This is a genomic window from Paenibacillus elgii NBRC 100335, from assembly GCF_004000865.1.
Taxonomy (GTDB): Bacteria; Bacillota; Bacilli; order Paenibacillales; family NBRC-103111; genus Paenibacillus_G; species Paenibacillus_G elgii.
This window is the reverse complement of record NZ_BIMB01000043.1, coordinates 15,761-42,026: the sequence shown is the minus strand read 5'-3', so window position 1 is coordinate 42,026 and position 26,266 is coordinate 15,761. Positions and strand designations below refer to the sequence as shown.

General features: G+C 50.5%; 33 protein-coding genes and 1 other annotated feature. All 33 genes read right to left on the bottom strand.

Translation table 11 applies throughout. The features are described from left to right. Positions 1-8 precede the first annotated feature (8 nt). The 33 genes from rplE to PEL01S_RS25210 all read right to left on the bottom strand — a co-directional run bounded on the left by rplE (position 9) and on the right by PEL01S_RS25210 (position 26,266). Positions 9-551 carry a 50S ribosomal protein L5 gene (rplE, locus tag PEL01S_RS25370; protein ID WP_063187736.1) on the bottom strand — a complete coding sequence of 181 codons (543 nt, stop codon included), beginning with the start codon at positions 549-551 and terminating at the stop codon, positions 9-11. 32 nt (positions 552-583) lie between these two features. Beyond that, positions 584-937 (bottom strand): 50S ribosomal protein L24, encoded by a 354-nt coding sequence (gene rplX, locus PEL01S_RS25365; protein WP_081481723.1) that lies wholly within the window; start codon positions 935-937, stop codon positions 584-586. Between the two features lie 57 nt (positions 938-994). Next, positions 995-1,363, bottom strand: a complete 369-nt coding sequence (gene rplN, locus PEL01S_RS25360) for a 50S ribosomal protein L14 (protein ID WP_010498867.1) — start codon at positions 1,361-1,363, stop codon at positions 995-997. A 41-nt stretch (positions 1,364-1,404) separates the two neighbouring features. Then, complete coding sequence (gene rpsQ, locus PEL01S_RS25355) at positions 1,405-1,668, bottom strand: 30S ribosomal protein S17 (RefSeq protein WP_013921152.1); 264 nt, start codon at positions 1,666-1,668, stop codon at positions 1,405-1,407. Between the two features lie 24 nt (positions 1,669-1,692). Continuing rightward, entirely contained in the window at positions 1,693-1,893 is a 201-nt protein-coding gene (gene rpmC / locus PEL01S_RS25350; protein ID WP_010498869.1) for a 50S ribosomal protein L29, read from the bottom strand. Further along, the gene (gene rplP, locus PEL01S_RS25345; protein ID WP_054976000.1) at positions 1,883-2,317 is read right to left on the bottom strand and encodes a 50S ribosomal protein L16; all 435 of its coding nucleotides are present in this window, start codon (positions 2,315-2,317) and stop codon (positions 1,883-1,885) included. The genes rpmC and rplP overlap by 11 nt, the downstream gene beginning before the upstream one ends. A 2-nt stretch (positions 2,318-2,319) precedes the next feature. Continuing rightward, positions 2,320-2,985: a 30S ribosomal protein S3 gene (rpsC, locus tag PEL01S_RS25340; protein WP_010498871.1), complete on the bottom strand. Its 666-nt coding sequence runs from the start codon at positions 2,983-2,985 to the stop codon at positions 2,320-2,322. Between the two features lie 13 nt (positions 2,986-2,998). Next, positions 2,999-3,334: a 50S ribosomal protein L22 gene (gene rplV, locus PEL01S_RS25335; protein ID WP_010498872.1), complete on the bottom strand. Its 336-nt coding sequence runs from the start codon at positions 3,332-3,334 to the stop codon at positions 2,999-3,001. A 45-nt stretch (positions 3,335-3,379) separates the two neighbouring features. After that, the gene (gene rpsS / locus PEL01S_RS25330) at positions 3,380-3,661 is read right to left on the bottom strand and encodes a 30S ribosomal protein S19 (RefSeq protein WP_010498873.1); all 282 of its coding nucleotides are present in this window, start codon (positions 3,659-3,661) and stop codon (positions 3,380-3,382) included. A gap of 39 nt (positions 3,662-3,700) precedes the next feature. Continuing rightward, positions 3,701-4,531, bottom strand: coding sequence for a 50S ribosomal protein L2 (rplB, locus tag PEL01S_RS25325; protein WP_010498874.1), 831 nt, complete (start codon positions 4,529-4,531; stop codon positions 3,701-3,703). 26 nt (positions 4,532-4,557) lie between these two features. Further along, positions 4,558-4,854 (bottom strand): 50S ribosomal protein L23, encoded by a 297-nt coding sequence (gene rplW / locus PEL01S_RS25320; protein ID WP_010498877.1) that lies wholly within the window; start codon positions 4,852-4,854, stop codon positions 4,558-4,560. After that, a complete protein-coding gene (gene rplD / locus PEL01S_RS25315; protein ID WP_036691415.1) occupies positions 4,854-5,477 on the bottom strand; it encodes a 50S ribosomal protein L4 in 624 nt (207 codons plus the stop codon). The genes rplW and rplD overlap by 1 nt, the downstream gene beginning before the upstream one ends. A 24-nt stretch (positions 5,478-5,501) precedes the next feature. Then, positions 5,502-6,128 carry a 50S ribosomal protein L3 gene (rplC, locus tag PEL01S_RS25310; RefSeq protein WP_036691417.1) on the bottom strand — a complete coding sequence of 209 codons (627 nt, stop codon included), beginning with the start codon at positions 6,126-6,128 and terminating at the stop codon, positions 5,502-5,504. Between the two features lie 54 nt (positions 6,129-6,182). After that, positions 6,183-6,491, bottom strand: coding sequence for a 30S ribosomal protein S10 (rpsJ, locus tag PEL01S_RS25305; protein ID WP_006212922.1), 309 nt, complete (start codon positions 6,489-6,491; stop codon positions 6,183-6,185). Between the two features lie 243 nt (positions 6,492-6,734). Beyond that, entirely contained in the window at positions 6,735-7,925 is a 1,191-nt protein-coding gene (gene tuf, locus PEL01S_RS25300) for an elongation factor Tu (RefSeq protein ID WP_054975995.1), read from the bottom strand. Positions 7,926-7,958: 33 nt separating this feature from the next. Beyond that, positions 7,959-10,034: an elongation factor G gene (gene fusA, locus PEL01S_RS25295; protein ID WP_063187735.1), complete on the bottom strand. Its 2,076-nt coding sequence runs from the start codon at positions 10,032-10,034 to the stop codon at positions 7,959-7,961. A 35-nt stretch (positions 10,035-10,069) separates the two neighbouring features. After that, positions 10,070-10,540: a 30S ribosomal protein S7 gene (gene rpsG, locus PEL01S_RS25290; RefSeq protein ID WP_010498883.1), complete on the bottom strand. Its 471-nt coding sequence runs from the start codon at positions 10,538-10,540 to the stop codon at positions 10,070-10,072. A 42-nt stretch (positions 10,541-10,582) separates the two neighbouring features. Next, positions 10,583-11,002 (bottom strand): 30S ribosomal protein S12, encoded by a 420-nt coding sequence (rpsL, locus tag PEL01S_RS25285; protein WP_010498884.1) that lies wholly within the window; start codon positions 11,000-11,002, stop codon positions 10,583-10,585. Between the two features lie 124 nt (positions 11,003-11,126). Beyond that, complete coding sequence (locus PEL01S_RS25280) at positions 11,127-11,378, bottom strand: ribosomal L7Ae/L30e/S12e/Gadd45 family protein (RefSeq protein ID WP_063187733.1); 252 nt, start codon at positions 11,376-11,378, stop codon at positions 11,127-11,129. 149 nt (positions 11,379-11,527) lie between these two features. Continuing rightward, positions 11,528-15,148, bottom strand: coding sequence for a DNA-directed RNA polymerase subunit beta' (gene rpoC, locus PEL01S_RS25275; RefSeq protein WP_063187731.1), 3,621 nt, complete (start codon positions 15,146-15,148; stop codon positions 11,528-11,530). Positions 15,149-15,237: 89 nt separating this feature from the next. After that, positions 15,238-18,792 (bottom strand): DNA-directed RNA polymerase subunit beta, encoded by a 3,555-nt coding sequence (gene rpoB, locus PEL01S_RS25270; protein ID WP_054975992.1) that lies wholly within the window; start codon positions 18,790-18,792, stop codon positions 15,238-15,240. A gap of 519 nt (positions 18,793-19,311) precedes the next feature. After that, complete coding sequence (locus PEL01S_RS25265) at positions 19,312-19,908, bottom strand: class I SAM-dependent methyltransferase (RefSeq protein ID WP_063187729.1); 597 nt, start codon at positions 19,906-19,908, stop codon at positions 19,312-19,314. Positions 19,909-19,989: 81 nt separating this feature from the next. After that, a complete protein-coding gene (gene rplL / locus PEL01S_RS25260) occupies positions 19,990-20,352 on the bottom strand; it encodes a 50S ribosomal protein L7/L12 (protein ID WP_063187728.1) in 363 nt (120 codons plus the stop codon). A gap of 58 nt (positions 20,353-20,410) precedes the next feature. After that, positions 20,411-20,920: a 50S ribosomal protein L10 gene (rplJ, locus tag PEL01S_RS25255; RefSeq protein WP_063187727.1), complete on the bottom strand. Its 510-nt coding sequence runs from the start codon at positions 20,918-20,920 to the stop codon at positions 20,411-20,413. A gap of 151 nt (positions 20,921-21,071) precedes the next feature. Continuing rightward, positions 21,072-21,219: a sequence feature (ribosomal protein L10 leader region), on the bottom strand. Between the two features lie 54 nt (positions 21,220-21,273). Continuing rightward, positions 21,274-21,966: a 50S ribosomal protein L1 gene (rplA, locus tag PEL01S_RS25250; RefSeq protein WP_063187725.1), complete on the bottom strand. Its 693-nt coding sequence runs from the start codon at positions 21,964-21,966 to the stop codon at positions 21,274-21,276. A gap of 57 nt (positions 21,967-22,023) precedes the next feature. Beyond that, a complete protein-coding gene (gene rplK / locus PEL01S_RS25245; protein WP_010498899.1) occupies positions 22,024-22,449 on the bottom strand; it encodes a 50S ribosomal protein L11 in 426 nt (141 codons plus the stop codon). 41 nt (positions 22,450-22,490) lie between these two features. Then, positions 22,491-23,024: a transcription termination/antitermination protein NusG gene (gene nusG, locus PEL01S_RS25240; RefSeq protein ID WP_010498900.1), complete on the bottom strand. Its 534-nt coding sequence runs from the start codon at positions 23,022-23,024 to the stop codon at positions 22,491-22,493. 23 nt (positions 23,025-23,047) lie between these two features. Then, positions 23,048-23,260, bottom strand: a complete 213-nt coding sequence (secE, locus tag PEL01S_RS25235; RefSeq protein ID WP_010498901.1) for a preprotein translocase subunit SecE — start codon at positions 23,258-23,260, stop codon at positions 23,048-23,050. Positions 23,261-23,277: 17 nt separating this feature from the next. Then, a complete protein-coding gene (rpmG, locus tag PEL01S_RS25230) occupies positions 23,278-23,427 on the bottom strand; it encodes a 50S ribosomal protein L33 (protein WP_025851018.1) in 150 nt (49 codons plus the stop codon). A gap of 315 nt (positions 23,428-23,742) precedes the next feature. Next, a complete protein-coding gene (sigH, locus tag PEL01S_RS25225; protein ID WP_025851016.1) occupies positions 23,743-24,387 on the bottom strand; it encodes an RNA polymerase sporulation sigma factor SigH in 645 nt (214 codons plus the stop codon). A 129-nt stretch (positions 24,388-24,516) separates the two neighbouring features. Beyond that, complete coding sequence (locus PEL01S_RS25220) at positions 24,517-25,032, bottom strand: NYN domain-containing protein (RefSeq protein WP_063187723.1); 516 nt, start codon at positions 25,030-25,032, stop codon at positions 24,517-24,519. A gap of 24 nt (positions 25,033-25,056) precedes the next feature. Further along, on the bottom strand, positions 25,057-25,797 hold the full coding sequence (rlmB, locus tag PEL01S_RS25215; RefSeq protein ID WP_063187722.1) for a 23S rRNA (guanosine(2251)-2'-O)-methyltransferase RlmB: 741 nt from the start codon (positions 25,795-25,797) through the stop codon (positions 25,057-25,059). Position 25,798: 1 nt separating this feature from the next. Further along, positions 25,799-26,266, bottom strand: a complete 468-nt coding sequence (locus PEL01S_RS25210) for a Mini-ribonuclease 3 (RefSeq protein WP_063187720.1) — start codon at positions 26,264-26,266, stop codon at positions 25,799-25,801.

The window sequence follows — 26,266 nt, the reverse complement described above, 5'->3', positions numbered from 1 at the left end:
GCATGTTATTATTTGGAAAACGGCATGCCCAATTGAGCCAACAATTCGCGGGACTCTTCGTCCGTTTTAGCCGTTGTGACGATAACGATATCCATACCGCGCACTTTATCCACTTTATCGTACTCAACCTCTGGGAAGATGAGTTGTTCTTTCAAACCGAGCGTGTAGTTACCGCGGCCGTCAAAAGCCTTGGTGGAAACGCCGCGGAAGTCGCGTACGCGAGGAAGAGCAACGTTGAACAATTTATCCAAGAAGTGATACATACGCTCGCCGCGAAGTGTAACTTTCACACCGATCGGCATATTTTCACGCAGCTTGAAGCCTGCGATCGATTTTTTCGCTCTGGTGATAACCGGCTTTTGTCCGGAGATCAACTGCAGATCGGAAACAGCGGTATCGAGCACTTTGGAGTTAGCAACTGCTTCACCAACACCCATGTTGATAACCACTTTTTCAATTTTCGGAACCTGCATCACCGTGGTGTAGTTGAATTTCTGCATCAGGCCAGGCGTAATTTCGTTCAAAAAACGATCTTTCATTCTTGCAGCCATGAATCCGTGTACCTCCTTTCTTACTTATACGATTAGTCGATAACTTCGCCGGATTTTTTCGCAACGCGAACTTTTTTACCATTGTCCAGCACTTTGTAACCTACGCGAGTAGGTTGGCCGCTCTTCGGATCAACCAGCATCACGTTGGATGCGTGGATCGGAGCTTCTTGCGTGATAATGCCGCCTTGCGGATTTTGTTGGGAAGGCTTCGAATGCTTCTTGATCATGTTCACGCCTTCGACCAGCACACGGTTTTCACGAGGGAATGCAGCGATAACGCGGCCTTTTTTCCCTTTGTCTTTACCCGTGATAACAAAAACCGTATCGTCTTTTTTCACGTGCAATTTATTGTTGTGAGACTCGAGTTTCTTCGGTTGTTTTGGCACTGTGTACACCTCCTACAAACTTTCCTATGAAAGCCGACTTCGTTAGCAGCTGGTTTATTAGATAACTTCCGGAGCCAGAGAAACGATCTTCATGAAGTCTCTGTCGCGAAGTTCGCGAGCAACTGGTCCGAAGATACGTGTGCCGCGCGGGCTCTTATCTTCTTTTACAACTACGGCTGCGTTCTCGTCAAAGCTGATGTAGGAACCGTCCTTACGGCGAGCACCACGTCTCGTACGTACGACTACCGCTTTAACAACGTCGCCCTTTTTGACAACGCCACCTGGTGTTGCTTCTTTCACGGAGCAGATGATCAGATCACCGATGTTAGCCGTACGACGACCCGTACCACCCAACACGCGGATACACATCAGTTGCTTCGCACCAGAGTTGTCAGCTACGTTCAAACGAGTAAATGGTTGAATCATTGTGTATTCCCTCCTTCCGGAATTGATGCCCGATGCTTATATTAAACGATAACCGCTTTTTCTACGACTTCGACCAGTCTCCAACGCTTGTCTTTGGAAAGCGGACGAGTTTCCATGATTTTAACAACATCGCCGATTTTCGCTTCGTTGTTTTCGTCATGAGCTTTGAATTTTTTCGTATATTTAATGCGTTTGTGGTACAAGTCGTGTTTTTTGTAGGTTTCTACAGCCACAACGATGGTTTTGTCCATTTTGTCGCTTACGACTTTACCCAGCTGCGTTTTACGCTCGTTGCGTTCAGCCATTCTGAGATCCTCCTCTCTCATTCATTAACTAGTGATTCCCAATTCTCTTTCACGCAAAACAGTCTTTGCCCGGGCAATCTCTTTGCGGACTTTTTGAATTTGTACGGGATTATCCAGTTGACCTGTAGCCAGTTGAAAACGGAGGTTAAAGAGCTGCTCTTTAAATCCGGAAATCTTTTGTTCGATCTCAGCAGTGGTTAAGTTGCGAAATTCACTAGCTTTCATTTGCTTCACCACCTACTTCTTCTCTTTTCACAAACTTCGTCTTGATCGGCAGCTTGTGAGAGGCGAGACGCATAGCTTCACGGGCGATTTCTTCGCTTACGCCGGCCAGTTCGAACATAACTTTGCCTGGCTTAACGACAGCAACCCATTTTTCTACGTTACCTTTACCGCTACCCATCCGAACTTCAAGCGGCTTTTGGGTGATCGGCTTGGAAGGGAAAATCTTGATCCAAACTTTACCGCCCCGCTTGATGTAACGAGTCATCGCAATACGGGCAGCTTCGATTTGACGGTTGGTTACCCAAGCCGGCTCCATCGCTTGCAAGCCGTATTCACCGAAATGAACTTCCGTGCCGCCTTTAGCGCGACCGCGCATATTGCCGCGGTGCTCTTTGCGGTGTTTCACACGTTTAGGAACTAACATGATTAGTTGCCTCCTTCCGTAGCAGCCTTTTTCTTAGCCGTTGGAAGAACTTCGCCACGATAGATCCATACTTTTACGCCGATCCGACCGTAAGTGGTGTGAGCTTCTGCCGTACCATAGTCGATGTCCGCACGCAATGTATGAAGAGGAACCGTACCCTCGCTGTAACCTTCCGTTCTGGCGATTTCCGCTCCGCCCAAACGACCGCTAACCGATGTTTTAATCCCTTTTGCACCGGATCTCATCGTTCTTTGAATCGATTGTTTCAATGCACGACGGAACGATACGCGACGCTCCAATTGTTGTGCAATGCTTTCTGCAACCAAGATTGCGTCCAGCTCTGGATGTTTTACTTCAGAGATGTTGATGTGTACTTTTTTGCCGTTCGTCAGCTTAGTCAGGTAACCGCGAATCACTTCAACCTCGGAACCGCCTTTACCGATAACCATGCCTGGCTTCGCCGTATGAATCGTCACGTTCACGCGATTAGCGGCACGTTCGATTTCAATGCGGGAAACGGCAGACTCTTTCAACTTTTGTTTCAAATATTCACGGATTTTTACGTCTTCCATCAGCAAGTCGCCGAAATCTTTGCCGGCGTACCATTTGGATTCCCAATCACGGATAATACCGATGCGAAGTCCTACCGGGTTTACTTTTTGACCCACACGTTGTCCCTCCTTATTTCTCAGATACCACTAATGTAATGTGGCTGGTACGTTTATTGATGCGGCTCGCACGACCCATCGCACGAGGGCGGAATCTTTTCAAAGTCGGGCCTTGGTCCACAAATACTTGCGAAACCACCAGACTGTTAGGATCCATGGAGTAGTTATGCTCCGCGTTGGCAATAGCCGAGTTGAGCAATTTCTCAACGATCGGGGAAGCTGCTTTCGGCGTGTGACGCAGGATTGCGATCGCTTCGCCCACTTGCTTGCCGCGGATCAAGTCAACAACGAGTTGAGCTTTGCGCGGAGCAATGCGAACGTATCTTACAATAGCTTTAGCTTGTTGCATGGATGTACCTCCTCTCATTCACAAACTGATCTGTAGGTTCCGAACCTAGCGTTTACCCGTCTTCTTGTCGTCGTCGTGTCCTTTGTAAGTACGGGTTGGTGCAAACTCACCGAGTTTATGTCCGACCATATCTTCCGTTACGTATACCGGAACATGCTTTCTGCCGTCATACACACCGAACGTGTGACCGATGAATTGCGGGAAAATCGTGGAGCGGCGAGACCAAGTTTTGATCACTTGCCTCTTCGCGCCCTCAACGTTCATGCCTTCGACTTTCTTCAAAAGGTAGCCATCTACGAAAGGCCCTTTTTTCAAACTGCGACCCATGTTTCGTTCCTCCCTTCTTTAACCGAACCGAAAAAGTAATTACTTCGTGCGGCGACGTACAATATATTGATTGGAAGCTTTGTTCTTCTTCCGCGTTTTGTATCCGAGCGTCGGTTTGCCCCAAGGAGACATCGGGGATTTGCGTCCGATCGGGGAGCGACCTTCACCACCACCGTGCGGGTGATCGTTCGGGTTCATTACGGAACCGCGAACTTCCGGTCTTTGACCCAGCCAACGGGAACGGCCGGCTTTACCGATCTTCACGAGTTCGTAATCTTCGTTACCTACGGAACCGATTGTCGCGCGGCAAACTTTGAGGATTTTTCTCATTTCGCCGGAAGACAAACGAACCGTTACATATTGCTCTTCTTTACCGAGCAATTGAGCTTCCGTACCGGCTGCGCGAACCAATTGTCCGCCTTTGCCAGGCTTCAGCTCGATGTTGTGGATAACCGTACCTACCGGAATGTTTTCCAGAGGAAGTGCGTTACCGATTTTGATGTCGGCATTCGGACCGGATACGATTTGATCGCCCACTTTCAAGCCTTTCGGAGCGATGATATAGCGCTTCTCGCCATCCACGTAGTGGATCAGTGCGATGTTAGCGGAACGGTTCGGGTCGTACTCGATTGTAGCAACGCGACCTGGTATTCCATCTTTGTTCCGTTTAAAATCGATGATGCGGTATTTACGTTTGTGTCCGCCGCCTTGATGACGAACCGTAATTTTACCTTGGTTGTTCCGACCCGCTTTTTTGCTCAAAGGAGCCAAAAGCGATTTCTCCGGTGTGGATGTTGTGATTTCTTCAAAAGTAGAAACCGACATCGCACGTCTTGCAGGAGAGGTTGGTTTATATTTTTTAATTGGCACGTGGATTCCCTCCTTACTTCAAAAAATTAAACTTGCGAGTTTTCAAAGAACTCCAGTTCTTTGCTGTCTGCGCTTAAAGTGACGATCGCTTTTTTCCATTCGGACGTATATCCGGAATAGCGGCCATAACGCTTCGGCTTCGCCGGCATTCTGAGCGTATTCACGTTCGTTACTTTTACTTTGAAGATTTGCTCGATCGCTTGCTTGACTTCCGTTTTATTCGAACGGATGTCCACTTCGAACACATATTTCTTTTCCGCCATCATTTCGCTGGAACGTTCGGTAATGACCGGGCGCTTAATAATATCGCGAGGGTTTTTCATTACGCAAACACCTCCTCTACCTTTTGCACGGCATCCTTCGTAATGATCAGCTTGTCGTAAACCATAACATCAAGGACGTTGATTCCTTCGGCAGCAACAAACTTCACGCCAGGGATGTTACGCGCAGACAATGCTACGTTCTCGTCATACGCAGCCGTCACAACCAAAGCTTTACGATCCACTTTGAGGTTATTCAAAATCGCTGCAAATTCTTTTGTTTTCGGTTGAGCCAATTGCAATTGGTCAAGCACGATAATTTCGCTCGCCTTCACCTTGGAAGACAACGCGGATTTGATCGCCAGACGACGAACTTTCTTAGGCAGTTTGTAGGCATAGCTGCGAGGTGTCGGACCAAAGACGGTACCGCCGCCTTTCCATTGCGGAGAGCGAATGCTACCTTGACGAGCACGGCCTGTGCCTTTTTGTTTCCACGGTTTACGGCCACCGCCGCGAACTTCGGAACGACCTTTCGTTTTATGCGTACCTGCACGAAGGGAAGCACGCTGCATCAATACCGCTTCATTCAACACATGAACATGCGGCTCGATTCCGAACACGCTATCCGCGAGTTCCACTTCGCCTACTTGGGCACCACTAACGTTAAACACTGCTACTTTTGGCATTTGTTATCCTCCTTTCCTACTTTCTTACTTCTTCACCGAAGACTTTATCGAAACGAAGCTGTTTTTAGGACCCGGAATGGAGCCTTTGATCAGAAGAACGTTGCGCTCAACGTCTACTTTCACAACTTCGAGCTTTTGAATCGTAACGGTTTCCGTACCCATGTGACCCGGCAATTTCTTACCTTTAGGAACACGGTTAGCTTGGATGGAACCCATCGAACCAGGACCGCGGTGGTAACGGGAACCGTGAGCCATCGGACCAGTGGATTGGTTATGTCTTTTGATAACGCCTTGGAATCCTTTACCCTTGGACGTTCCTGTTACATCAACGAATTCACCTTCGGAGAATACGTCAGCTTTGATTTCTTGGCCAACTTCATACTCGGAAATCTGAACGCCGCGAAACTCCTTAACGTAGCGCTTAGGTGTTGCGCCTGCTTTTTTCGCATGGCCCAACTCAGGTTTGTTCGCGTTCTTTTCTTTCTTATCGGCAAAACCGATTTGGATGGCTTCGTAACCGTCGTTCTCCGAATCCTTCTTCTGCAGCACTGTGCAAGGACCCGCTTGAATTACAGTTACCGGTACAACCAGTCCTTCTGGTGTAAATACTTGAGTCATCCCAAGCTTTTTACCTAAGATACCTTTTGTCATCGTTGACACCTCTTTTCCTCTCTTGCTTGTCGCTTATTTATCCACAATCGTATATTACAGTTTGATTTCGATATCCACACCGGACGGCAGATCCAGACGCATCAGCGCATCAACGGTTTGCGGCGTCGGATTAACGATATCGATCAAACGCTTATGTGTGCGCATTTCGAATTGCTCACGCGAATCTTTGTACTTGTGAACCGCACGCAGAATCGTGATGATTTGCTTCTCAGTCGGAAGCGGAATCGGACCAGACACTCCTGCACCGGAACGTTTGGCTGTTTCCACAATCTTCTCTGCGGATTGATCCAGCACTCTGTGATCATAAGCCTTCAAACGAATACGAATCTTTTGCTTTGCCATAGTATTCCCTCCTTTTATCGCCCAATTTAGTATCGGACATACTCCGTGAAAATCTCCTGACGCCGTCCCTATGGCAAAGGGGCCGGGTGTGTCAGCAACCTCTCACATCATCGCAACGTCACAGACCAACGTTCACTATTATATTAAATACAGAACCAAAAAGCAAGAAGAAAATCGACATTTGCCTAAAAAAATTAAAAGCCCTTCATCTGATAGATGAAGGGCAAAGTCCGGAGACTAAAATTACTTCGTGATGGAAGCAACGGCACCGGCACCAACGGTACGGCCGCCTTCGCGGATAGCGAAGCGAGTACCTTCTTCGATAGCGATCGGAGCGATCAGCTCAACCGTTACCGTGATGTTGTCGCCAGGCATAACCATCTCTGTGCCTTCCGGCAGGTTGATGATACCCGTAACGTCCGTTGTACGGAAGTAGAATTGCGGACGGTAGCCAGTAAAGAACGGCTTATGACGTCCACCTTCTTCTTTAGTCAAAACGTAGATTTGAGCGGAGAAGTTCGTGTGCGGTTTAACCGAACCCGGTTTAGCCAAAACTTGTCCACGCTCGATGTCTTTACGGTCTACACCGCGAAGCAGTGCGCCGATGTTGTCGCCCGCTTGAGCGGAATCCAGAAGCTTACGGAACATTTCTACGCCCGTAACAACGGATTTGCGAGTTTCTTCAACCAGACCGATGATTTCGATCTCGTCGCCGACTTTAACTACACCGCGCTCTACACGACCTGTAGCAACGGTACCACGACCAGTGATCGTGAACACGTCCTCTACCGGCATCAAGAAAGGCTTGTCAGTGTCGCGCTCAGGCGTCGGGATGTAGGAATCGATGTGCTCGAACAGCTCAACGATTTTGTCAGCCCAAGGACCGTCTGGGTTTTGCAGTGCTTCACGAGCTGCGCCGCGAACGATCGGAGTGTCGTCGCCCGGGAACTCGTACTCGTTGAGCAGGTCGCGAACTTCCATTTCAACCAGTTCAAGAAGCTCTTCGTCTTCAACCATGTCGCATTTGTTGAGGAATACGACGATGTAAGGTACGCCTACCTGACGGGAGAGCAGGATGTGTTCGCGAGTTTGCGGCATTGGGCCGTCAGCTGCGGATACAACCAGGATCGCGCCGTCCATTTGAGCTGCGCCAGTGATCATGTTTTTAACGTAGTCGGCGTGGCCTGGGCAGTCAACGTGTGCGTAGTGACGGTTAGGAGTTTCATATTCAACGTGCGCAGTGGAGATCGTGATACCGCGCTCGCGCTCTTCTGGAGCTTTGTCGATTTGATCGAATGCTACAGCAGCACCGCCGTATTTTTTGGACAATACAGTCGTGATTGCCGCCGTCAAAGTTGTTTTACCATGGTCAACGTGACCGATGGTACCAATGTTAACGTGCGGTTTATTACGCTCAAATTTCGCTTTTGCCATGAGTAGATTGCCTCCTTAAATAATCTAAATATATTAGGCGCCTTTGTTCTTTGCGACGATTTCGTCAGCAATGGACTTAGGCACTTCTTCATAATGGGAAATTTCCATCGAGTATACGCCGCGACCTTGCGTACGAGAACGCAGTGTCGTGGAGTAACCGAACATTTCGGAGAGAGGCACTTTCGCACGAATAACTTGAGCTCCGTGACGAGTGTCCATACCCTCGATCCGTCCGCGGCGGGAGTTCAGGTCGCCCATAACGTCGCCCATGTACTCTTCCGGTACGGTAACTTCCACTTTCATGATTGGCTCAAGCAGAACCGGGCGGCATTTGTCAGCAGCGGCTTTGAGGGCCATGGAACCTGCGATTTTAAACGCCATCTCGGAGGAGTCAACATCATGGTAAGATCCGTCGACTACAGTAGCTTTGATGTCTACAAGCGGGAATCCTGCATACACGCCGTTTTTCATCGACTCTTCGATACCAGCTTGGATCGGAGCAATGTATTCTCTCGGAATCGCACCGCCGACGATCTTGCTTTCGAATTGGAAGCCTGTTCCCGGCTCAAGCGGTTGGAACTCCACCCAACAGTGTCCGTATTGACCACGGCCACCGGATTGGCGAACGAATTTACCTTCAACTTTAGCCGCTTGACGGAACGTTTCGCGGTAAGCAACCTGCGGTTTACCCACATTGGTTTCTACCTTGAACTCGCGAAGCATACGGTCAACGAGGATCTCCAGGTGAAGCTCACCCATACCGGCGATGATCGTTTGACCTGTTTCTTCGTTCGTTTTTGCACGGAACGTCGGGTCTTCTTCGGCCAGTTTCGCCAAAGCAATACCCATTTTGTCTTGGTCGGCTTTCGTTTTCGGCTCAACCGCGAGTTCGATAACCGGCTCAGGGAAGTTCATCGACTCCAGAATAACCGGATTTTTCTCGTCGCAAAGCGTATCGCCTGTCGTCGTATCTTTCAAGCCTACGGCAGCTGCAATGTCACCAGCGTAAACGACGCTGATTTCTTGACGGCTGTTCGCGTGCATTTGAAGAATACGGCCGATCCGTTCACGCTTGCCTTTCGTTGCATTGACCACATAGGAACCGGAGTTCAGGATACCGGAGTATACGCGGAAGAATGTCAACTTACCGACAAACGGGTCTGTCATGATTTTGAACGCAAGCGCCGCGAACGGCTCTTCATCAGACGATTTGCGTACAACTTCCGATCCGTCTTCCAGCGTACCTTTGATATCCGGTACGTCGAGTGGGGATGGAAGGTAAGCAACAACGGCATCCAACATAGGCTGTACGCCTTTGTTTCTGTACGAAGATCCGCAGATAACCGGGAAGATTTTCACTTCGCACACGCCTTTGCGGAGTGCGGCTTTGATTTCATCAACGGTAAGCTCTTCGCCTTCGAGGTATTTCATTGTGAGCTCTTCGTCCAGCTCGGCAACTTTCTCGATCAGCTCTGTACGGAGCTCCTCGACTTTTCCCTTATATTCTTCCGGGATTTCGCTTTGCTCAACGTCTTTGCCAAGGTCGTCTTTATAAATATAGGCGACTTGTTCAACCAGATCGATAATGCCTCTGAAATCACTTTCAGCACCGATCGGCAGTTGAATGGCAACGGCATTTGCGCCCAATTTGTCGCGCATTTGCTGTACGGCACCCAGGAAATCTGCACCAATGATATCCATCTTGTTAACGTAAGCAATCCGAGGAACGCCGTAACGGTCCGCTTGACGCCAAACGGTTTCCGACTGAGGCTCAACGCCTTCCTTGGCACTGAATACGCCAACTGCTCCATCCAATACGCGCAGGGAACGTTCAACTTCAACGGTGAAGTCAACGTGACCCGGGGTGTCGATAATATTGATGCGGTGACCTTTCCATTGAGCGGTCGTAGCGGCGGACGTGATCGTGATTCCGCGCTCCTGTTCCTGCTCCATCCAGTCCATCGTTGCGCCACCTTCGTGAACTTCACCGATTTTGTGCAAACGGCCTGTGTAGAACAGAATACGCTCGGTCGTGGTCGTCTTACCGGCATCGATATGCGCCATGATCCCGATGTTACGCGTATCTTTTAAGGAGAACTCTCTTGCCATCAGGTTGTCTCCTTCCTATTGATAGGAATAAAATTTTACCAACGATAGTGAGCGAACGCTCTGTTGGCTTCAGCCATTTTGTGCGTGTCTTCACGTTTTTTAACGGAAGCGCCCGTGTTGTTGCTTGCATCGATGATCTCTTGCGCCAATCTTTCTTCCATCGTCTTCTCACCGCGCAGGCGGGAGTAGTTGACGAGCCAACGAAGTCCGAGCGTCGTGCGGCGTTCAGGTCTAACTTCAATCGGTACTTGGTAGTTAGCTCCCCCCACACGGCGGGCTTTGACTTCGAGAACAGGCATGATATTTTTGATGGCTTGTTCGAAAACTTCCATCGGCTCTTTGCCTGTACGCTCTTGGATCAGATTGAAAGCATTGTAAAGCAGCTGTTGAGCTACTCCTCTTTTACCATCAATCATGATGCGGTTGATCAAACGGGTAACAAGCTTGCTGTTATACACCGGATCTGGCAATACGTCTCTGCGAGTAACTGGACCTTTACGAGGCATAGTTATCCCCCTTTCTCTGAAAGTTCATTAGATTCCTACTCATTATTTCTTCACTTTCGGGCGTTTCGCGCCGTACTTGGAACGAGCTTGTTTACGGTTGTTCACGCCTGCAGTATCAAGCGCACCGCGAACGATATGGTAACGTACCCCCGGAAGGTCTTTTACCCGGCCTCCGCGGATCAGTACCACGCTGTGCTCTTGCAGGTTGTGTCCGATACCCGGGATGTAAGCTGTAACCTCGACACGGTTAGTCAAACGAACACGCGCATATTTACGAAGTGCGGAGTTCGGTTTCTTCGGCGTCATCGTACCTACACGAGTACACACACCGCGTTTTTGAGGGGAGCTCAGATCCGTCGCTTCTCTTTTCAGAGCGTTGAAGCCTCTTTGAAGAGCAGGGGATTTGGATTTTACAACTTTAGCTTGACGTCCTTTACGAACGAGCTGGTTAATTGTTGGCATATTGGCCACCTCCTTCATCATAATTGATGTTGCAATTTTCAAGCCCACAGATCCAGGCGAGTCGTAAATGAACAAAGGAAAAGTTTTTGCCTTCGATCCATCACTGTTTCTCAGACAAAAACGTCTATTCATTCACCACCGCAGCCACAGCTGCGCCTACATCGATTCCACACGCTTTACCTAACATTTTCATGGAGTCCACGTATGTCACTTTAACCCCGCATTTTTTGCAGAGGTTAACTATTTTTATCGTAATTCGCGGATCTGCATCTTTTGCAATGAATACTTCCGTGGCTTGGCATTGCTCCACCGTCTTCATCGCTTGCTTCGTGCCGATAGTCAGTTTCGCAGCCTGCTTCACTCTATCATAAGACATGTGACAACCCCTCCAAGGGACAGGTGACGAGCCTCTAAAATGGCACACTTTGATATATTAGCACTTCAATTATACCCTGTCAAGAATAAAGACTTGCCTTTAAACAAGATTTTTCAATCCAAATTTTAAAGGCAAGTCTATGACATGCTCTATTCTACCGTTACGGCTTCCGCCTCGGTCATTTCTTCATCCAGCGGAACGGCGTTCGGGTCGGTGATACGGATGTTGCGGTATCTCGACATCCCCGTACCGGCCGGAATCAGCTTCCCGATGATGACATTCTCTTTTAAGCCGAGCAATTGGTCGACTTTGCCTTTGATCGCCGCATCGGTAAGAACCCGGGTGGTTTCTTGGAACGATGCCGCAGACAGGAACGAGTCGGTCTCCAGCGACGCTTTGGTGATCCCGAGGAGCACCGGCTTCGCAACCGCAGGCTCTTCGCCCGCGAAGAGAGCCACTTTGTTCGCTTCCTCGTATTCGTGGATATCCACGAACGAACCCGGAAGCAGCGTCGTATTACCCGCATCGACGATACGGATTTTACGCAGCATCTGGCGGATCATAACCTCAACGTGCTTGTCGTTGATTTCTACCCCTTGGTTCCGGTATACGCGCTGAACCTCTTGCAGAATATAGTTCTGCACGCCGCGGATCCCTTTGATGCGCAGCATTTCTTTCGGGTCGATCGAACCCTCGGTCAGCTCGTCGCCAGCCTCTACGGTCTGGTTGACGGAGACCCGGATACGGGAACCGTAAGAGATGGAGTACACCTTGGATTCCGCTTCGCCTTGAACCTCGATCTCCCGGCGGTCTTTGGCTTCGCGAATTTCTTTTACCACGCCGTCGATCTCGGAAATCGTCGCTTGCCCTTTCGGATTCCGCGCTTCGAAAAGCTCCTGAATCCGCGGCAAACCTTGGGTAATATCGTCGCCCGCAACGCCCCCGGTATGGAACGTACGCATCGTCAGCTGCGTTCCCGGTTCCCCGATGGATTGCGCCGCGATAATACCTACGGCTTCACCGATCTCGACGTGTTGGCCTGTTGCCAAGTTACGTCCGTAACATTTCTTACATACGCCGTGTCTGGAGCGGCAGCTAAGGACGGAACGAATCTGTATTTTTTCAATGCCGGCTTCAATAATCCGGTCGGCTTTCCCAGCTTCAATGAGATCGTTGCGGGAAACAATAACTTCACCGGTCTTCGGATCGCGGATCGTTTCGAAGGAATAACGGCCTTCGATCCGGTCGTACAGATCCTCAATAACCTCTTTACCGTCTTGAATACGGCTAACCAGGAACCCTTTGTCCGTGCCGCAATCCTCATCGCGTACGATGACGTCCTGCGCCACGTCGACAAGACGACGGGTCAAGTAACCGGAGTCGGCGGTACGAAGCGCCGTATCGGCCAAACCTTTCCGCGCGCCGTGCGTGGAGATGAAGTACTCCAAGACCGTCAGGCCTTCGCGGAAGTTCGATTTAATCGGCAATTCGTAGATCCGGCCTGTCGGCGTCGCCATCAGACCGCGCATCCCGCCCAGCTGGGTGATCTGCGATTTGTTACCGCGCGCCTTGGACTCGACCATCATGTTGATCGAGTTGTATTTATCAAGCGACTTCATCAAAATGTCGGTGATTTCGTCCTTGGCCTTACTCCAGATCGCAATGACACGTTCATACCGCTCGTCGTCCGTAATCAGACCACGGCGGTATTGGTTTGTCACGACCTTGACTTTCTCGTCGGACTCTAGAAGAATTTCATCCTTCTCCTGCGGAACGGTAACGTCCGCCACCGCGATCGTGATCCCTGCCCGCGTGGAGTAGGTAAAGCCAAGCTGCTTAATGTTATCCAGCGTAACCGACGTTTGCGTCGTATGGTAACGGCGGAAGCATTCGGCGATGATCGTACCGAGGTAGTCTTTACCTACAGCCTTCGTCTCCGGCAGCTCTTCCATCTTTTTGCGGATGTCTCCGCCTTTCTCGAATACGAAATAGTTATCCGACGCACCATTCAATAAGTTCGCTTTTGTCGCTTCGTTAATGAACGGGAAGTCAACGGGATAAATCTCGTTAAAGATGATTTTTCCGATCGTCGTAATAAGCATCGCTTCTTGCTGCTCCGGCGTAAAGCTCGTTTTCCCGAGCGCCTTAGCCGGAATGGCTACGCGGGCATGAAGCGAAGCGTCTCCGCGATGATACAGGGATACGGCTTCAGCAACGGTACGAAGAATCGTCATCGAACCCTTTGCGTGTTTATTCTCGGTCGTCAAGTAGAAGCTGCCGAGAACCATATCCTGCGAAGGCGTAACGACAGGTTTACCGTCTTTCGGGTTCAAAATGTTCCCCGAAGCCAGCATCAAGACGCGAGCTTCCGCTTGCGCTTCTGCGGACAGCGGAACGTGAACAGCCATCTGGTCACCGTCGAAGTCGGCGTTATAAGCCGTACATACGAGCGGATGCAGCTTGATCGCGCGCCCTTCGACCAGGATTGGCTCGAACGCCTGAATCCCGAGACGGTGAAGCGTGGGGGCGCGGTTAAGCAGTACCGGATGCTCTTTGATTACTTCTTCGAGCACGTCCCATACTTCCGGGCTGACGCGTTCTACTTTGCGCTTCGCACTCTTGATGTTATGTGCAAGACCTTTATTGACAAGCTCCTTCATGACGAAAGGCTTAAACAGCTCAAGCGCCATTTCTTTCGGGAGCCCGCATTGGTACATCTTCAGGCTCGGTCCTACGACGATAACGGAACGGCCGGAATAGTCAACCCGCTTACCGAGCAGGTTTTGACGGAAACGGCCTTGCTTCCCTTTCAGCATATGGCTGAGCGATTTGAGCGGACGGTTGCCCGGGCCCGTTACCGGACGGCCGCGGCGGCCGTTGTCGATCAAGGCGTCAACGGCTTCCTGCAGCATCCGTTTCTCGTTCTGCACAATGATATCGGGAGCGCCCAAGTCGAGCAGTCTTTTCAGACGGTTGTTCCGGTTAATGACCCGGCGGTACAGGTCGTTCAAGTCGGAGGTCGCGAAACGACCGCCGTCCAGCTGTACCATCGGACGGAGCTCCGGAGGAATGACCGGCAGCACGTCCAGCACCATCCACTCCGGCATATTTTTCGAGTTACGGAAAGCTTCCATGACTTCCAACCGCTTAATTGCGCGGTTGCGGCGTTGACCTTGTGCGGTTTTCAGCTCTTCCTTCAGCATATCGACTTCTTTCTCGATGTCGATGTCCTGCAGAAGCTTCTTCACCGCTTCGGCGCCCATACCAGCTTGGAACGCGTAGCCGTACTTTTCGCGATAGCTGCGGTATTCTTTCTCGGAGAGCAGCTGTTTTTTCTCCAGCGGCGTGTCTCCCGGATCCGTTACGACATAGGATGCGAAATAGATGATCTCCTCCAGCGAACGGGGAGACATATCAAGCGCAAGCCCCATACGGCTCGGAATGCCTTTGAAGTACCAAATATGTGAAACCGGTGCAGCCAATTCGATATGGCCCATACGCTCGCGGCGCACTTTTTGGCGAGTAACTTCTACACCGCATCGGTCACAGACGACGCCTTTGTAACGGACGCGTTTATATTTACCGCAATGACATTCCCAGTCTTTGGTTGGCCCGAAGATTTTCTCGCAGAACAAGCCTTCCTTTTCCGGCTTCAACGTTCGGTAGTTGATCGTTTCTGGCTTCTTCACTTCGCCTCTGGACCACGAACGTATTTTGTCGGGGGAAGCCAATCCGATTTTCATGTACTCAAAATTGTTGACGTCGATCAAGGAGCAACCCTCCTCCATGTTTTGTGCAGCAAAATCTGTGTGCGGGCATAGGCCCATGACTTACGTCTGTAAAGCATTCCATCACAGCCTTACTCTACACCAAGCTCCGCGCCTTCGAGATTCAGGTTCAGCTTGTCGCTGGTTACCTCATCTTCGTCGTCCATTTCCTTCATTTCGATCTCTTCTTCGTTCTCGGACAAGATTTTGACATCCATACCCAAGCTTTGAAGCTCTTTGATCAATACTTTGAAGGATTCCGGAACGCCCGGCTCCGGAACGTTCTCGCCCTTGACGATCGACTCGTACGTCTTCACGCGGCCGACGACATCGTCAGACTTGACCGTCAAGATTTCCTGCAGCGTATAAGCTGCGCCGTACGCCTCAAGTGCCCAAACCTCCATCTCCCCGAAGCGCTGGCCGCCGAACTGCGCTTTACCGCCGAGCGGCTGCTGCGTAACGAGAGAGTATGGCCCAGTGGAACGGGCGTGGATTTTATCGTCGACCATGTGCGCCAATTTGATCATGTACATGACGCCAACGGTAACTTCGCGTTCAAATGCTTCTCCGGTCCGGCCGTCATACAGCATCGTTTTACCGTTGCGCTGCATTCCGGCTTCTTCCATTGTATCGAAAACGTCGTATTCACGAGCACCATCGAATACTGGTGTAGCTGTGTGAATGCCGAGATATTTCGCGGCCATCCCCAAGTGGACTTCCAACACCTGTCCGATGTTCATCCGGGAAGGAACACCCAGCGGGTTCAGTACGACTTCAACCGGCGTCCCGTCCGGCAGGAACGGCATGTCCTCTTCCGGCAAAATGCGTGCGATAACCCCTTTGTTACCATGGCGTCCCGCCATTTTGTCGCCTTCGGAAATTTTCCGTTTTTGGGCGATATAGACGCGTACCAATTGATTAACGCCTGGAGGAAGCTCGTCGCCATTCTCGCGGGTGAACACCTTCACGTCGACTACGATTCCGTCCGTACCATGAGGCACGCGAAGCGAAGTGTCGCGGACTTCGCGGGCTTTCTCACCGAAGATCGCATGCAGAAGACGTTCTTCCGCAGTCAGTTCGGTTACCCCTTTAGGTGTTACTTTACCGACCAGGATATCACCGGCGGCAATCTCGGCGCCAACGCGGATAATGCCGCGTTCGTCCAAGTTCTTCAGCGCGTCTTCGCCCACGTTCGGAATATCACGGGTGATTTCTTCCGGTCCGAGCTTCGTGTCGCGCGCTTCGGATTCATATTCTTCAATGTGAATGGAAGTATAGACGTCTTCCTTCACTAATTTTTCACTAAGCAGAATGGCATCCTCGTAGTTGTAGCCTTCCCAAGTCATGAAGGCAACGACGACGTTGCGGCCAAGTGCAAGCTCTCCCTGCTCGGTCGAAGGACCGTCGGCCAAAATGTCACCGACGCGAACCTGTTCGCCTTTATGGCAAATCGGACGCTGGTTGATGCAAGTTCCTTGGTTGGAGCGCAAAAACTTGTGCAGCTTATGCTTGATAATATCTCCATTAACCAGACGGCCGTCCACCATCTCTTGACGGCGCACCCAGATTTCGTTAGCCGAAACCCGTTCGACGACACCGTTCACTTTGGAAACGATACATACGCCGGAATCTTTGGCCGATTTATGCTCCATCCCGGTACCGACAAGCGGCGACTTCGGAATAAGAAGCGGTACCGCCTGACGCTGCATGTTCGAACCCATCAGGGCGCGGTTGGAGTCGTCATTTTCAAGGAACGGAATCAAAGCGGTCGCCACGGACACAACCTGTTTCGGGGAGACGTCCATGTAGTCGACTCGCTCTTTCGGAAGCGTCAAAATGTCGTCTTTGTAACGCACGATGACGGAGTCGTTCGCGAACTTGCCTTCCTCGGTCAGTTCGGCGTTCGCCTGAGCGACCACGTAATTATCCTCTTCATCGGCCGTCAGGTAGGAGATTTCATCCGTCACAACGTCCGTGTGCGGATCGACGCGCCGATACGGAGCTTCGATAAAGCCGAACTCATTGACACGCGCAAAGGTCGACAGGGAGTTGATCAACCCGATGTTCGGTCCCTCCGGCGTCTCAATCGGACACATCCGTCCATAGTGAGAGTGGTGAACGTCCCGGACTTCGAAGCCGGCGCGCTCCCGCGTCAAACCGCCGGGTCCTAGTGCAGACAAACGACGTTTGTGCGTAAGCTCGGCAAGCGGGTTCGTTTGGTCCATAAACTGCGAAAGCTGGGAGCTTCCGAAAAACTCCTTGATGGACGCAATGACCGGACGAATATTGATCAGCTGCTGCGGAGTGATGGTATTCACGTCTTGAATCGACATCCGCTCGCGCACAACGCGTTCCATCCGGGACAAACCGATCCGGAACTGGTTCTGCAGAAGCTCGCCGACGGAGCGCAAACGACGGTTCCCCAAGTGGTCAATGTCGTCCGTGCTGCCGATACCGTGCAGCAGGTTAATGAAATAGTTAATGGATGAGATAATATCGGCCGGGGTAATGTTTTTGACCGTTTTATCGATCTTGCCGTTGGCAATAACCTTAACGACCTTCCCATCCTCAAGCGGAGAATATACGCTGACGCATTGCAGCGGAATTTTATCCGACTCGGTCACACCATTAACTACATTGTATTCCGTGAAGCCGACGCTTTCTTCCAGATATGGAATGATCGTGTCAAGCAGACGGCGGTCGAGCAATTGACCGGCCTCGGCGACGATTTCTCCGGTATTCGTATCGACAAGCGTCTCTGCCAGCCGCTGATTGAACAGACGGTTTTTGATATGCAGCTTCTTGTTGATTTTGTACCGGCCGACGTTCGCCAGATCGTACCGTTTCGGATCGAAAAAGCGCGCAACAAGCAAGCTTCTCGCATTATCCAGCGTAGGCGGCTCGCCCGGACGCAGACGCTCGTAGATCTCGATCAAGGCCTTGTCCGTCGAATCGGTATTGTCCTTGTCCAGCGTGTTGCGGATATACTCGTTATCGCCGAGCAAATCTATGATTTCTGCATCGGTACCGAAACCAAGGGCGCGAAGCAGCACCGTCACCGGAATTTTCCGCGTACGGTCGATCCGCACGTAGATAATGTCCTTCGCGTCGGTCTCCAGCTCCAGCCAAGCTCCGCGGTTCGGGATAACGGTTGCGGTATATGTTTTCTTTCCGTTCTTATCGACTTTCGTGCTAAAATAAACGCTAGGGGAACGAACCAGCTGGCTGACGATAACCCGTTCAGCGCCGTTGATAATAAAGGTGCCCGTCTCGGTCATTAAAGGGAAGTCGCCCATAAACACTTCCTGCTCTTTAACCTCGCCGGTTTCTTTATTGATCAAGCGTACTTTCACACGAAGCGGTGCAGCAAAGGTGACGTCGCGTTCCTTGGATTCGTCGACCGAATACTTAGGCTCTCCCAAGCTGTAGTCGATAAATTCCAACACCAAATTCCCCGTAAAGTCTTGGATCGGGGAAATATCTTGAAACATTTCACGCAATCCCTCATCCAAAAACCATTGATATGATTTTTGTTGGATTTCAATCAGGTTCGGAACCTCCAAAACCTCATGAATCCGAGCGTATGACCTGCGTTTACGTCTACCTAATTGAACAAGATGTCCCGCCAACTTAGATTCACCCCTCATGTCTACTCAATAGAACAAAATAAAAGCCTCTTTGGGAAGCCTTCTCGAGTAAATAACTGCGCGAAGTGTCACTTCTTCAGGAAGCTTCTAAATGACTAAATACAAATAGTAATATGGGCGCTACCCTTTCGACTTGCCATATATTTCCTTATACCTTGTATGGTTTACCTAAAATTTTAACATTATACGTCAAATGGAAAAATTTTATTCATACCTGTATAAAAAAATCTTGACATTTTAGTCGACTAAAGAGATTTCACCCTATCTTAATGCTGACATTTTATAATAATATCACAAAGCGAAAGTCAAGTCAACATATTTCCAACTCCAGAGTATAACCATTTACCTAACCTCAAACACGTTTTGCAAGCTTCCTTTTTAATTACACCAATAGGTCTGGAAGCTTGCAAAAAAACTCGCGGTAAATGGCCATACTCCTCCGTCCCACTAAATCAAACTCGCCGCCGACCGATATATTCCTCCGCTAGCACAGGTCTATTCACGTCTCTCCGGGGAATATCACTTCACGGCCTTAATAATCCAATAGCCCTTGTTGCGCTCGACCTCTTCTACTTGGGAGTAGAGAGACTCAAGCTTGGCGTAAGCGGAAGGCGCCCCCTGCTTTTTCTGGATGACTACCCAAAGCGCTCCGCCGGGAGCTAATACATGGTGAGCCTGCTCAAACACGCGGTGTACCGTCTCTTTGCCGGCGCGAATGGGCGGATTGGTCAGCACCGCATCAAAAGTCTGGTCCATCACCTCTGCCAGCAAATCGCTTTGCAAAATCCGGACGTTTGCGATCCGGTTGCGCTCGGCGTTTCGTTTCGCGAGTTCAATGGCACGCTCGTTAATGTCCACCATCGTGACGCTTCCCTGCTCCGCTGCCACCGCGGCCGCCAATCCAATCGGGCCGTACCCGCAGCCTACATCCAGCACCTTGGCTTGCTTCGACAATTCCATAGTCTGCACAAGCAGCTTCGATCCGTAATCAACCCCCTTTTTGGAGAAGACCCCGGCATCCGTCCAAAAAACAAAGCTGCGGCCGCGCAGCGTTTCCTCGATCGTATGCAAATCGTGCTCTACGCTGGGTCTCGGGGTATAGTAATGCTCGGACACGTATCCACCGCCTCCCGGTTCGAATTAAAAAGGAAAACCCCTTGAAGAGGATCGCCTCTGCAAGGGGTGCTGTAGCTAGAATTACTTCACTTCTACGGAAGCGCCAGCTTCTTCCAATTTTGCTTTAACGGATTCAGCATCTTCTTTGGATACTTTCTCTTTAAGCGGCTTCGGTGCGTTGTCTACGAGATCTTTTGCTTCTTTCAGGCCGAGACCCGTGATTTCGCGAACAACTTTGATAACGTTGATTTTGGACGCGCCAGCGTTGGTCAGAATTACGTCGAATTCTGTTTGCTCTGCAGCTTCTGCCGCAGCGCCGCCTGCTACAACAGCTACCGGAGCTGCTGCGGTTACGCCGAACTCTTCTTCGATTGCTTTAACCAGATCGTTCAGTTCCAAAACAGTCATGCCTTTAATGGCTTCCAAGATTTGCTCTTTGCTCATGGTTAAACCTCCATTATCTTCAATTAAGAATGTTTTGTAATCATTTCAAACGGCACAATTACGCTTGCGCGCCGCCTTCTTGCTTATCGGACACAGCTTTAACCGCAAGGGCGAAGTTGCGAACCGGAGCTTGAAGCACGCTGAGCAACATGGACAGAAGACCTTCTCTGGAAGGCAGTTCCGCCAGCGCTTTGATTTGGTTGAAATCAACCACTTTACCTTCAACGACACCCGCTTTTACGCTGAGCTGGTCGTTTTTCTTGGCGAACTCGGTCAAAATTTTGGCCGGAGTTATAATGTCGTCTTTGCTGAATGCAATCGCGGTAGGACCGGTCAAGTACTCATCCAGATCAGACAATTCCGCAGTAGCTGTCGCACGACGAATCAGCGTGTTTTTCAACACTTGGAATTCTACGCCCGCTTCACGCAGTTGTTTGCGAAGCTCGGTTACTTGCTTCACGTTCAAACCGCGGTAGTCAGCTACGATGGAGCAAGAGTTCTCTTTCAGCTTATCAGATACTTCCGTTACCTGCTGAGCTTTTTGCTCGATAATTTTTACGTTTGCCATTCTGCACCTCCTACAAGTTTTCGTGAGAAAACTATTTCGTAAGCATCAGCTCTCATGAGAAAACTGCTTCTTAAGCGTCCGAAAACTTACTTCGTAAACACGTTCTCGAGGTCGTTCCCTTTCTTCGCCGCCACTCTCCGCCGACATTCCCGCTAAAAGCGAAAATGCCTTCGCAGACACGGCGAAGGCATGACGATTCATATATTCCGTACAGAATATCGAATTTATATCACAACACCTCGGCAGGAAATTAAGCTCGAACGAGCACCTGCTGTCTACGGTAAGCATATTCGTTTGTCAACCTAAAACAGGTTAGCATGGATGACTTCAAAAGTCAACTACCAAGCTTTACCTTATCTCAGGGCTGTTGCATTGACACGAGCGCTTGGCCCCATCGTCGAGGATACCGCGATGTTTTTCAGGTATACCCCTTTGGCTGCAGCCGGTTTTGCTCTGTTGAGCGCATCGATCAAAGCTTTGAAGTTCTCAGCAAGCTTATCGGCGTCGAAGGATACTTTACCGATCGGCGCATGGATTTGTCCGGCTTTATCCAGACGGTATTCGATTTTACCTGCCTTAATCTCCTGAACGGCTTTTGCTACGTCGAACGTAACAGTGCCCGCTTTCGGGTTCGGCATCAAACCTTTACCACCCAAGATACGACCGAGTTTACCCACTTCGCTCATCATGTCCGGCGTAGCTACGCAGACATCGAAGTCGAACCAGCCTTGCTGAATTTTGTTGATCATGTCTTGATCGCCTACGAAATCAGCGCCTGCCGCTTCCGCTTCTTTGGCTTTATCGCCTTTGGCAAATACAAGAACGCGTTTCGTTTTACCTGTGCCGTGAGGCAGTACAACCACACCGCGAACGGCTTGGTCTTGTTTTCTCGGGTCTACGCCCAGACGCACAGCTACTTCAACGGTTTCGTCGAATTTAGCGCGTGCCGTTTTCTTAACGAGTTCGATGGCTTCGAGCGGTTCGTAGAACGTCTCAGCATCGATTTGCTTAGCAACTTCAAGGTATTTCTTACCGTGTTTAGCCACTTTTATGTCCTCCTACGTGGTATTAGCGGAATATCCTCCCACCGATGCAACAAGCGATTAGTCTTCGATGACTACGCCCATGCTGCGAGCCGTACCTTCGACCATGCGCATAGCAGCCTCAACGGATGCAGCGTTCAGGTCAGGCATTTTTTGCTCGGCGATTTCACGCACTTTCGCGCGTTTTACAGTTGCAACCTTCTTCTTGTTCGGTTCGCCGGATCCTTTTTCGATCCCAGCAGCTACGCGCAGCAATACGGCAGCCGGCGGAGTTTTCGTGATGAACGTGAAAGAACGGTCCTCGAATACGGAGATCTCAACCGGAATGATAAGACCTGCTTGATCGGCAGTACGAGCGTTGAACTCTTTGCAGAATGCCATGATGTTCACGCCTGCTTGACCGAGAGCCGGACCGATCGGCGGAGCCGGATTCGCTTTCCCTGCAGGAACCTGCAGTTTCACAACTTTAATAACCTTTTTTGCCATTGTGTGACACCTCCTCGCCCGTAGTATGGCAGTGTTTCACGCTACAGCTTTTCCACCTGGTGGTAGTCGAGCTCAAGCGGTGTTTCTCTGCCGAACATGTTGACATGGACCTTCAGCTTGCTTTTGTCGAGCAGAATTTCTTCCACGGAACCGACGAAGTTAGCGAACGGTCCGACTTTTACGCGCACGGTCTCTTTGAGTTCGAAGTCGATTTTCGGCTTCGGCTCTTCGATACCCATATGCTTGAGAATAGAATCGACTTCCTCCGGAAGCAAAGCCGTCGGCTTCGACCCCGAACCGGTTGAACCCACGAACCCGGTAACGCCGGGCGTGTTGCGCACCACGTACCAAGAGTCGTCCGTTTGGATCATCTCCACAAGAACGTACCCCGGATACACTTTGCGCATAACCGTTTTTTTCTTGCCATCCTTATTCACAAGCTCCTCCTCCATGGGAACGAGCACACGAAAGATCTTGTCCTTCATATCCATGGATTCGACGCGTTTCTCCAAATTGGCCTTTACCTTGTTTTCATACCCGGAGTAGGTATGAACGACGTACCATCTTTTTTCCATTTCCATAGCGCCACCCGTCAGCTTTATTTAAACACGAGTCGAAGCAGCTCAGAAATTCCTAAGTCCAGAACGTAGAAGTACACCGTCACGAAGGCAACCGTAAACAACACGACTAGCGTATAGCTAATCAGCTCTTTACGGGTAGGCCATTTCACTTTTTTCAGCTCAGACCAGCTGTCGCCGAAAAAGGAAAATGTGTTGCCGAATCCCTGCTTCATTTTAGCCAAAAAGGACACAACTACACCTCCAAAAACTAGCGAGTCTCGCGATGAGCAGTTTGTTCATTGCAAAACTTGCAATATTTCTTGAGCTCCATGCGGTCAGGATGGTTGCGCTTATTTTTGGTGGATGTATAGTTTCTTTGCTTGCAGTTTGTGCACGCTAACGTGATGATCACCCGCATGATGTACACCTCCTACGGACCAGCCTCGAAATTTACAACCTTACACGACCAGCAAAAAAAACGCCTTTTCGTCTAAGGCTACCCGATATACTTTAGCATACGGCCTATCTTCTGTCAAGGAAAAAGGATTAACATAACGCTTGTCTCGTCCCATCCATTATTGACCAGACGGCTCGCCTCTAAACGAAAACTTGATCATTTTTTTACAAAAGGACATCTTGTCACGCGCGAACATTCGTTCTATAATAATCTCTAAACCTATATAAAACAAAAAAAGCACCTTGCTTCGCAGCAATAAAGGCGCTTATCTACGTTTTATGCGTCGCGTACTTCCAGATACCTCTCCAGCTTGCGCTTCACGCGCTGCAATGCATTGTCAATCGACTTTACATGCCTGTCCAAATCGACGGCGATTTCCTGATAGGACCGCCCGTCCAAATACAGCATCAGCACCCTGCGTTCCAGGTCGCTTAATATCTCTCCCATTTTATCTTCCAGCCCGCTGAACTCCTCTTGATTAATGATCAATTCCTCGGGATCGGATACGCGGGAGCCACAAATGACATCAAGCAGCGTCCTGTCGGAATCTTCATCATAGATGGGCTTGTCCAACGAAACGTAGGAATTTAGGGGGATATGCTTCTGGCGAGTGGCGGTTTTGATGGCCGTAATGATTTGGCGGGTAATGCAAAGCTCGGCAAACGCTTTGAAGGAGGCTAGCTTATCGCCGCGGAAGTCGCGGATCGATTTATACAGGCCGATCATTCCCTCTTGTACGATATCCTCTCTATCAGCGCCGATAAGAAAATAAGAGCGCGCTTTGGCGCGAACGAAGTTCTTGTACTTGTTGATCAAGTACTCCAAGGCGTCGCTGTCCCCTTCACGGACGGCTTCGACCACATCTTCGTCTGCCTTGAGGTCGTATTCGTACATTCTCAACTCTTTGAGGTCGACACTCACTACAATCCCTCCGGCCCAACGCTTGAAAGATAGGACTAGTATACATTATGTAATCTAGCGCCGTCAACCGGATTCCCGCTACAAAAAGCTAGATTGTTGCCGGATTCGCAGGCTTTACCTTCACAGCCCCTAATTCCCCCTGCGCCATTTCTCCAGCTGATCCCGTATATCTCCGCTAAGTCTGCTGTCAAACGAATTGCGCTTCGGCGATGCTTCAGTGTCGATCGTCCGGCGGATTTCCTGGCGGACCTGCCTCACTTTAACCAAAAGCTCGCTTGCCGGAATCCGGAAAGCCCCTTTGCCGAAAATTACATGCTGCTCCGTCATATCGGAGGTCGCGACGTATACCTGCTTGCGCCGTCCGATATGGGTGGTGACGAGCCTTTCGATCAGCTCGTCCGCCGTTTCCTTTTCCTTGGTGTAATAAACCGGGAGCTTGCTTTGCAAATATTTGCCGCCAAGCCCCGGAACGTAGTAAGCGTCAAACACCACGATAACCTTCATCCCGGAGAACGACTGGTACTCGGCCATCGTTTCGATCAGCCGGTCGCGTGCTTCCTCCAGCCGGATCTCCTTCAGCCTTTGCAATTCCGGCCATGATCCGATGATGTTGTAACCGTCTACGATGAGGATCTCCTGAATCATGCCGCATCGCCCCGCAGCATGACGTTATTCCGCAGCCATTCGCTGCCGGACGACTTCATACATGAATACCGACGCCGCGACCGAGGCATTAAGCGAGTTGATTTGACCGAACATCGGCAGCTTCAACAAAAAGTCGCATTTTTCGCGAATGAGCCGTCCGATGCCTTTGTTCTCATTGCCGATCACGATAGCCAGAGGCAGATTCAGGTTCGTCTGATAGACCGGCTGCTGCGCCCCGACATCAGCTCCGGCGATCCAAACGCCCTGCTCCTTAAGCTGTTCGATCGTCTGGGCGAGGTTGGTGACGCGGGCCACGGGCACGTATTCAACCGCGCCTGCGGAAGTTTTGGATACCGTTGCGGTCAGTCCTACGGAACGCCGCTTCGGAATGATGACCCCGTGGACGCCGGTACAGTCCGCCGTCCGCAGGATGGATCCCAAGTTATGCGGGTCCTCGATTTCGTCGAGAATGAGCAGGAACGGCATTTCGTTGCGTTCCGCGGCTAGAGCCAGCAGATCCTCCACTTCGACATACGCATACGCCGCTACTTGGGCAACGACGCCTTGATGCTGCACGCCCCCAGCCATTTGATCCAGCTTGCGCTTGTCCGCAAATTGCACGATGACGCCGTTCTGCTTCGCTTCCGCGAGGATGGGTTGAGTAAGTTGTTTTTGAGCCTGCTCGGCGATCCAAATCTTATTAATGGTCCGCCCGGAACGCAGCGCTTCGAGTACGGAATGCTTGCCTCCGATAAATTCTTCCACGTCAGGCGTCCCCCTTTCCTGTTGTCGTTGATGTTTCGTCCCGCTCCAAGGAGAGCATCAGCAGCTGCTGAAGCCTCTCCCATCGCTGCGTATAATACAAGTAGCCGATCAGGCACTCGAACGCCGTGCTGTGGCGGTATTCGAGCACATCGGCATTTTTGGCCGTTGTGCCCGATTTGGCGTTTCTTCCCCGCTTGACGATATCCGTCTCCTCTTCGGTCAGGATCGGCAGCCAGCGCTGCAGCGCCTTCGCCTGTGCCTTGGCCGAGACGTACCGGGTAGACAGCCGGTGAAGATGGTTCGGCCTATGATTCGTCTGTGAGACGACATATTGCCGGATAAAGACCTCATAGACGGCATCGCCCACATAGGCCAGCACGAGGGGGTTCAACAGCCTCGGCTCGCGCGAAGGCGGAAAAGAAAACAAATTCGCTTGCAAATAAGGCAGTGCCTGTTCATCTCGTTCCAT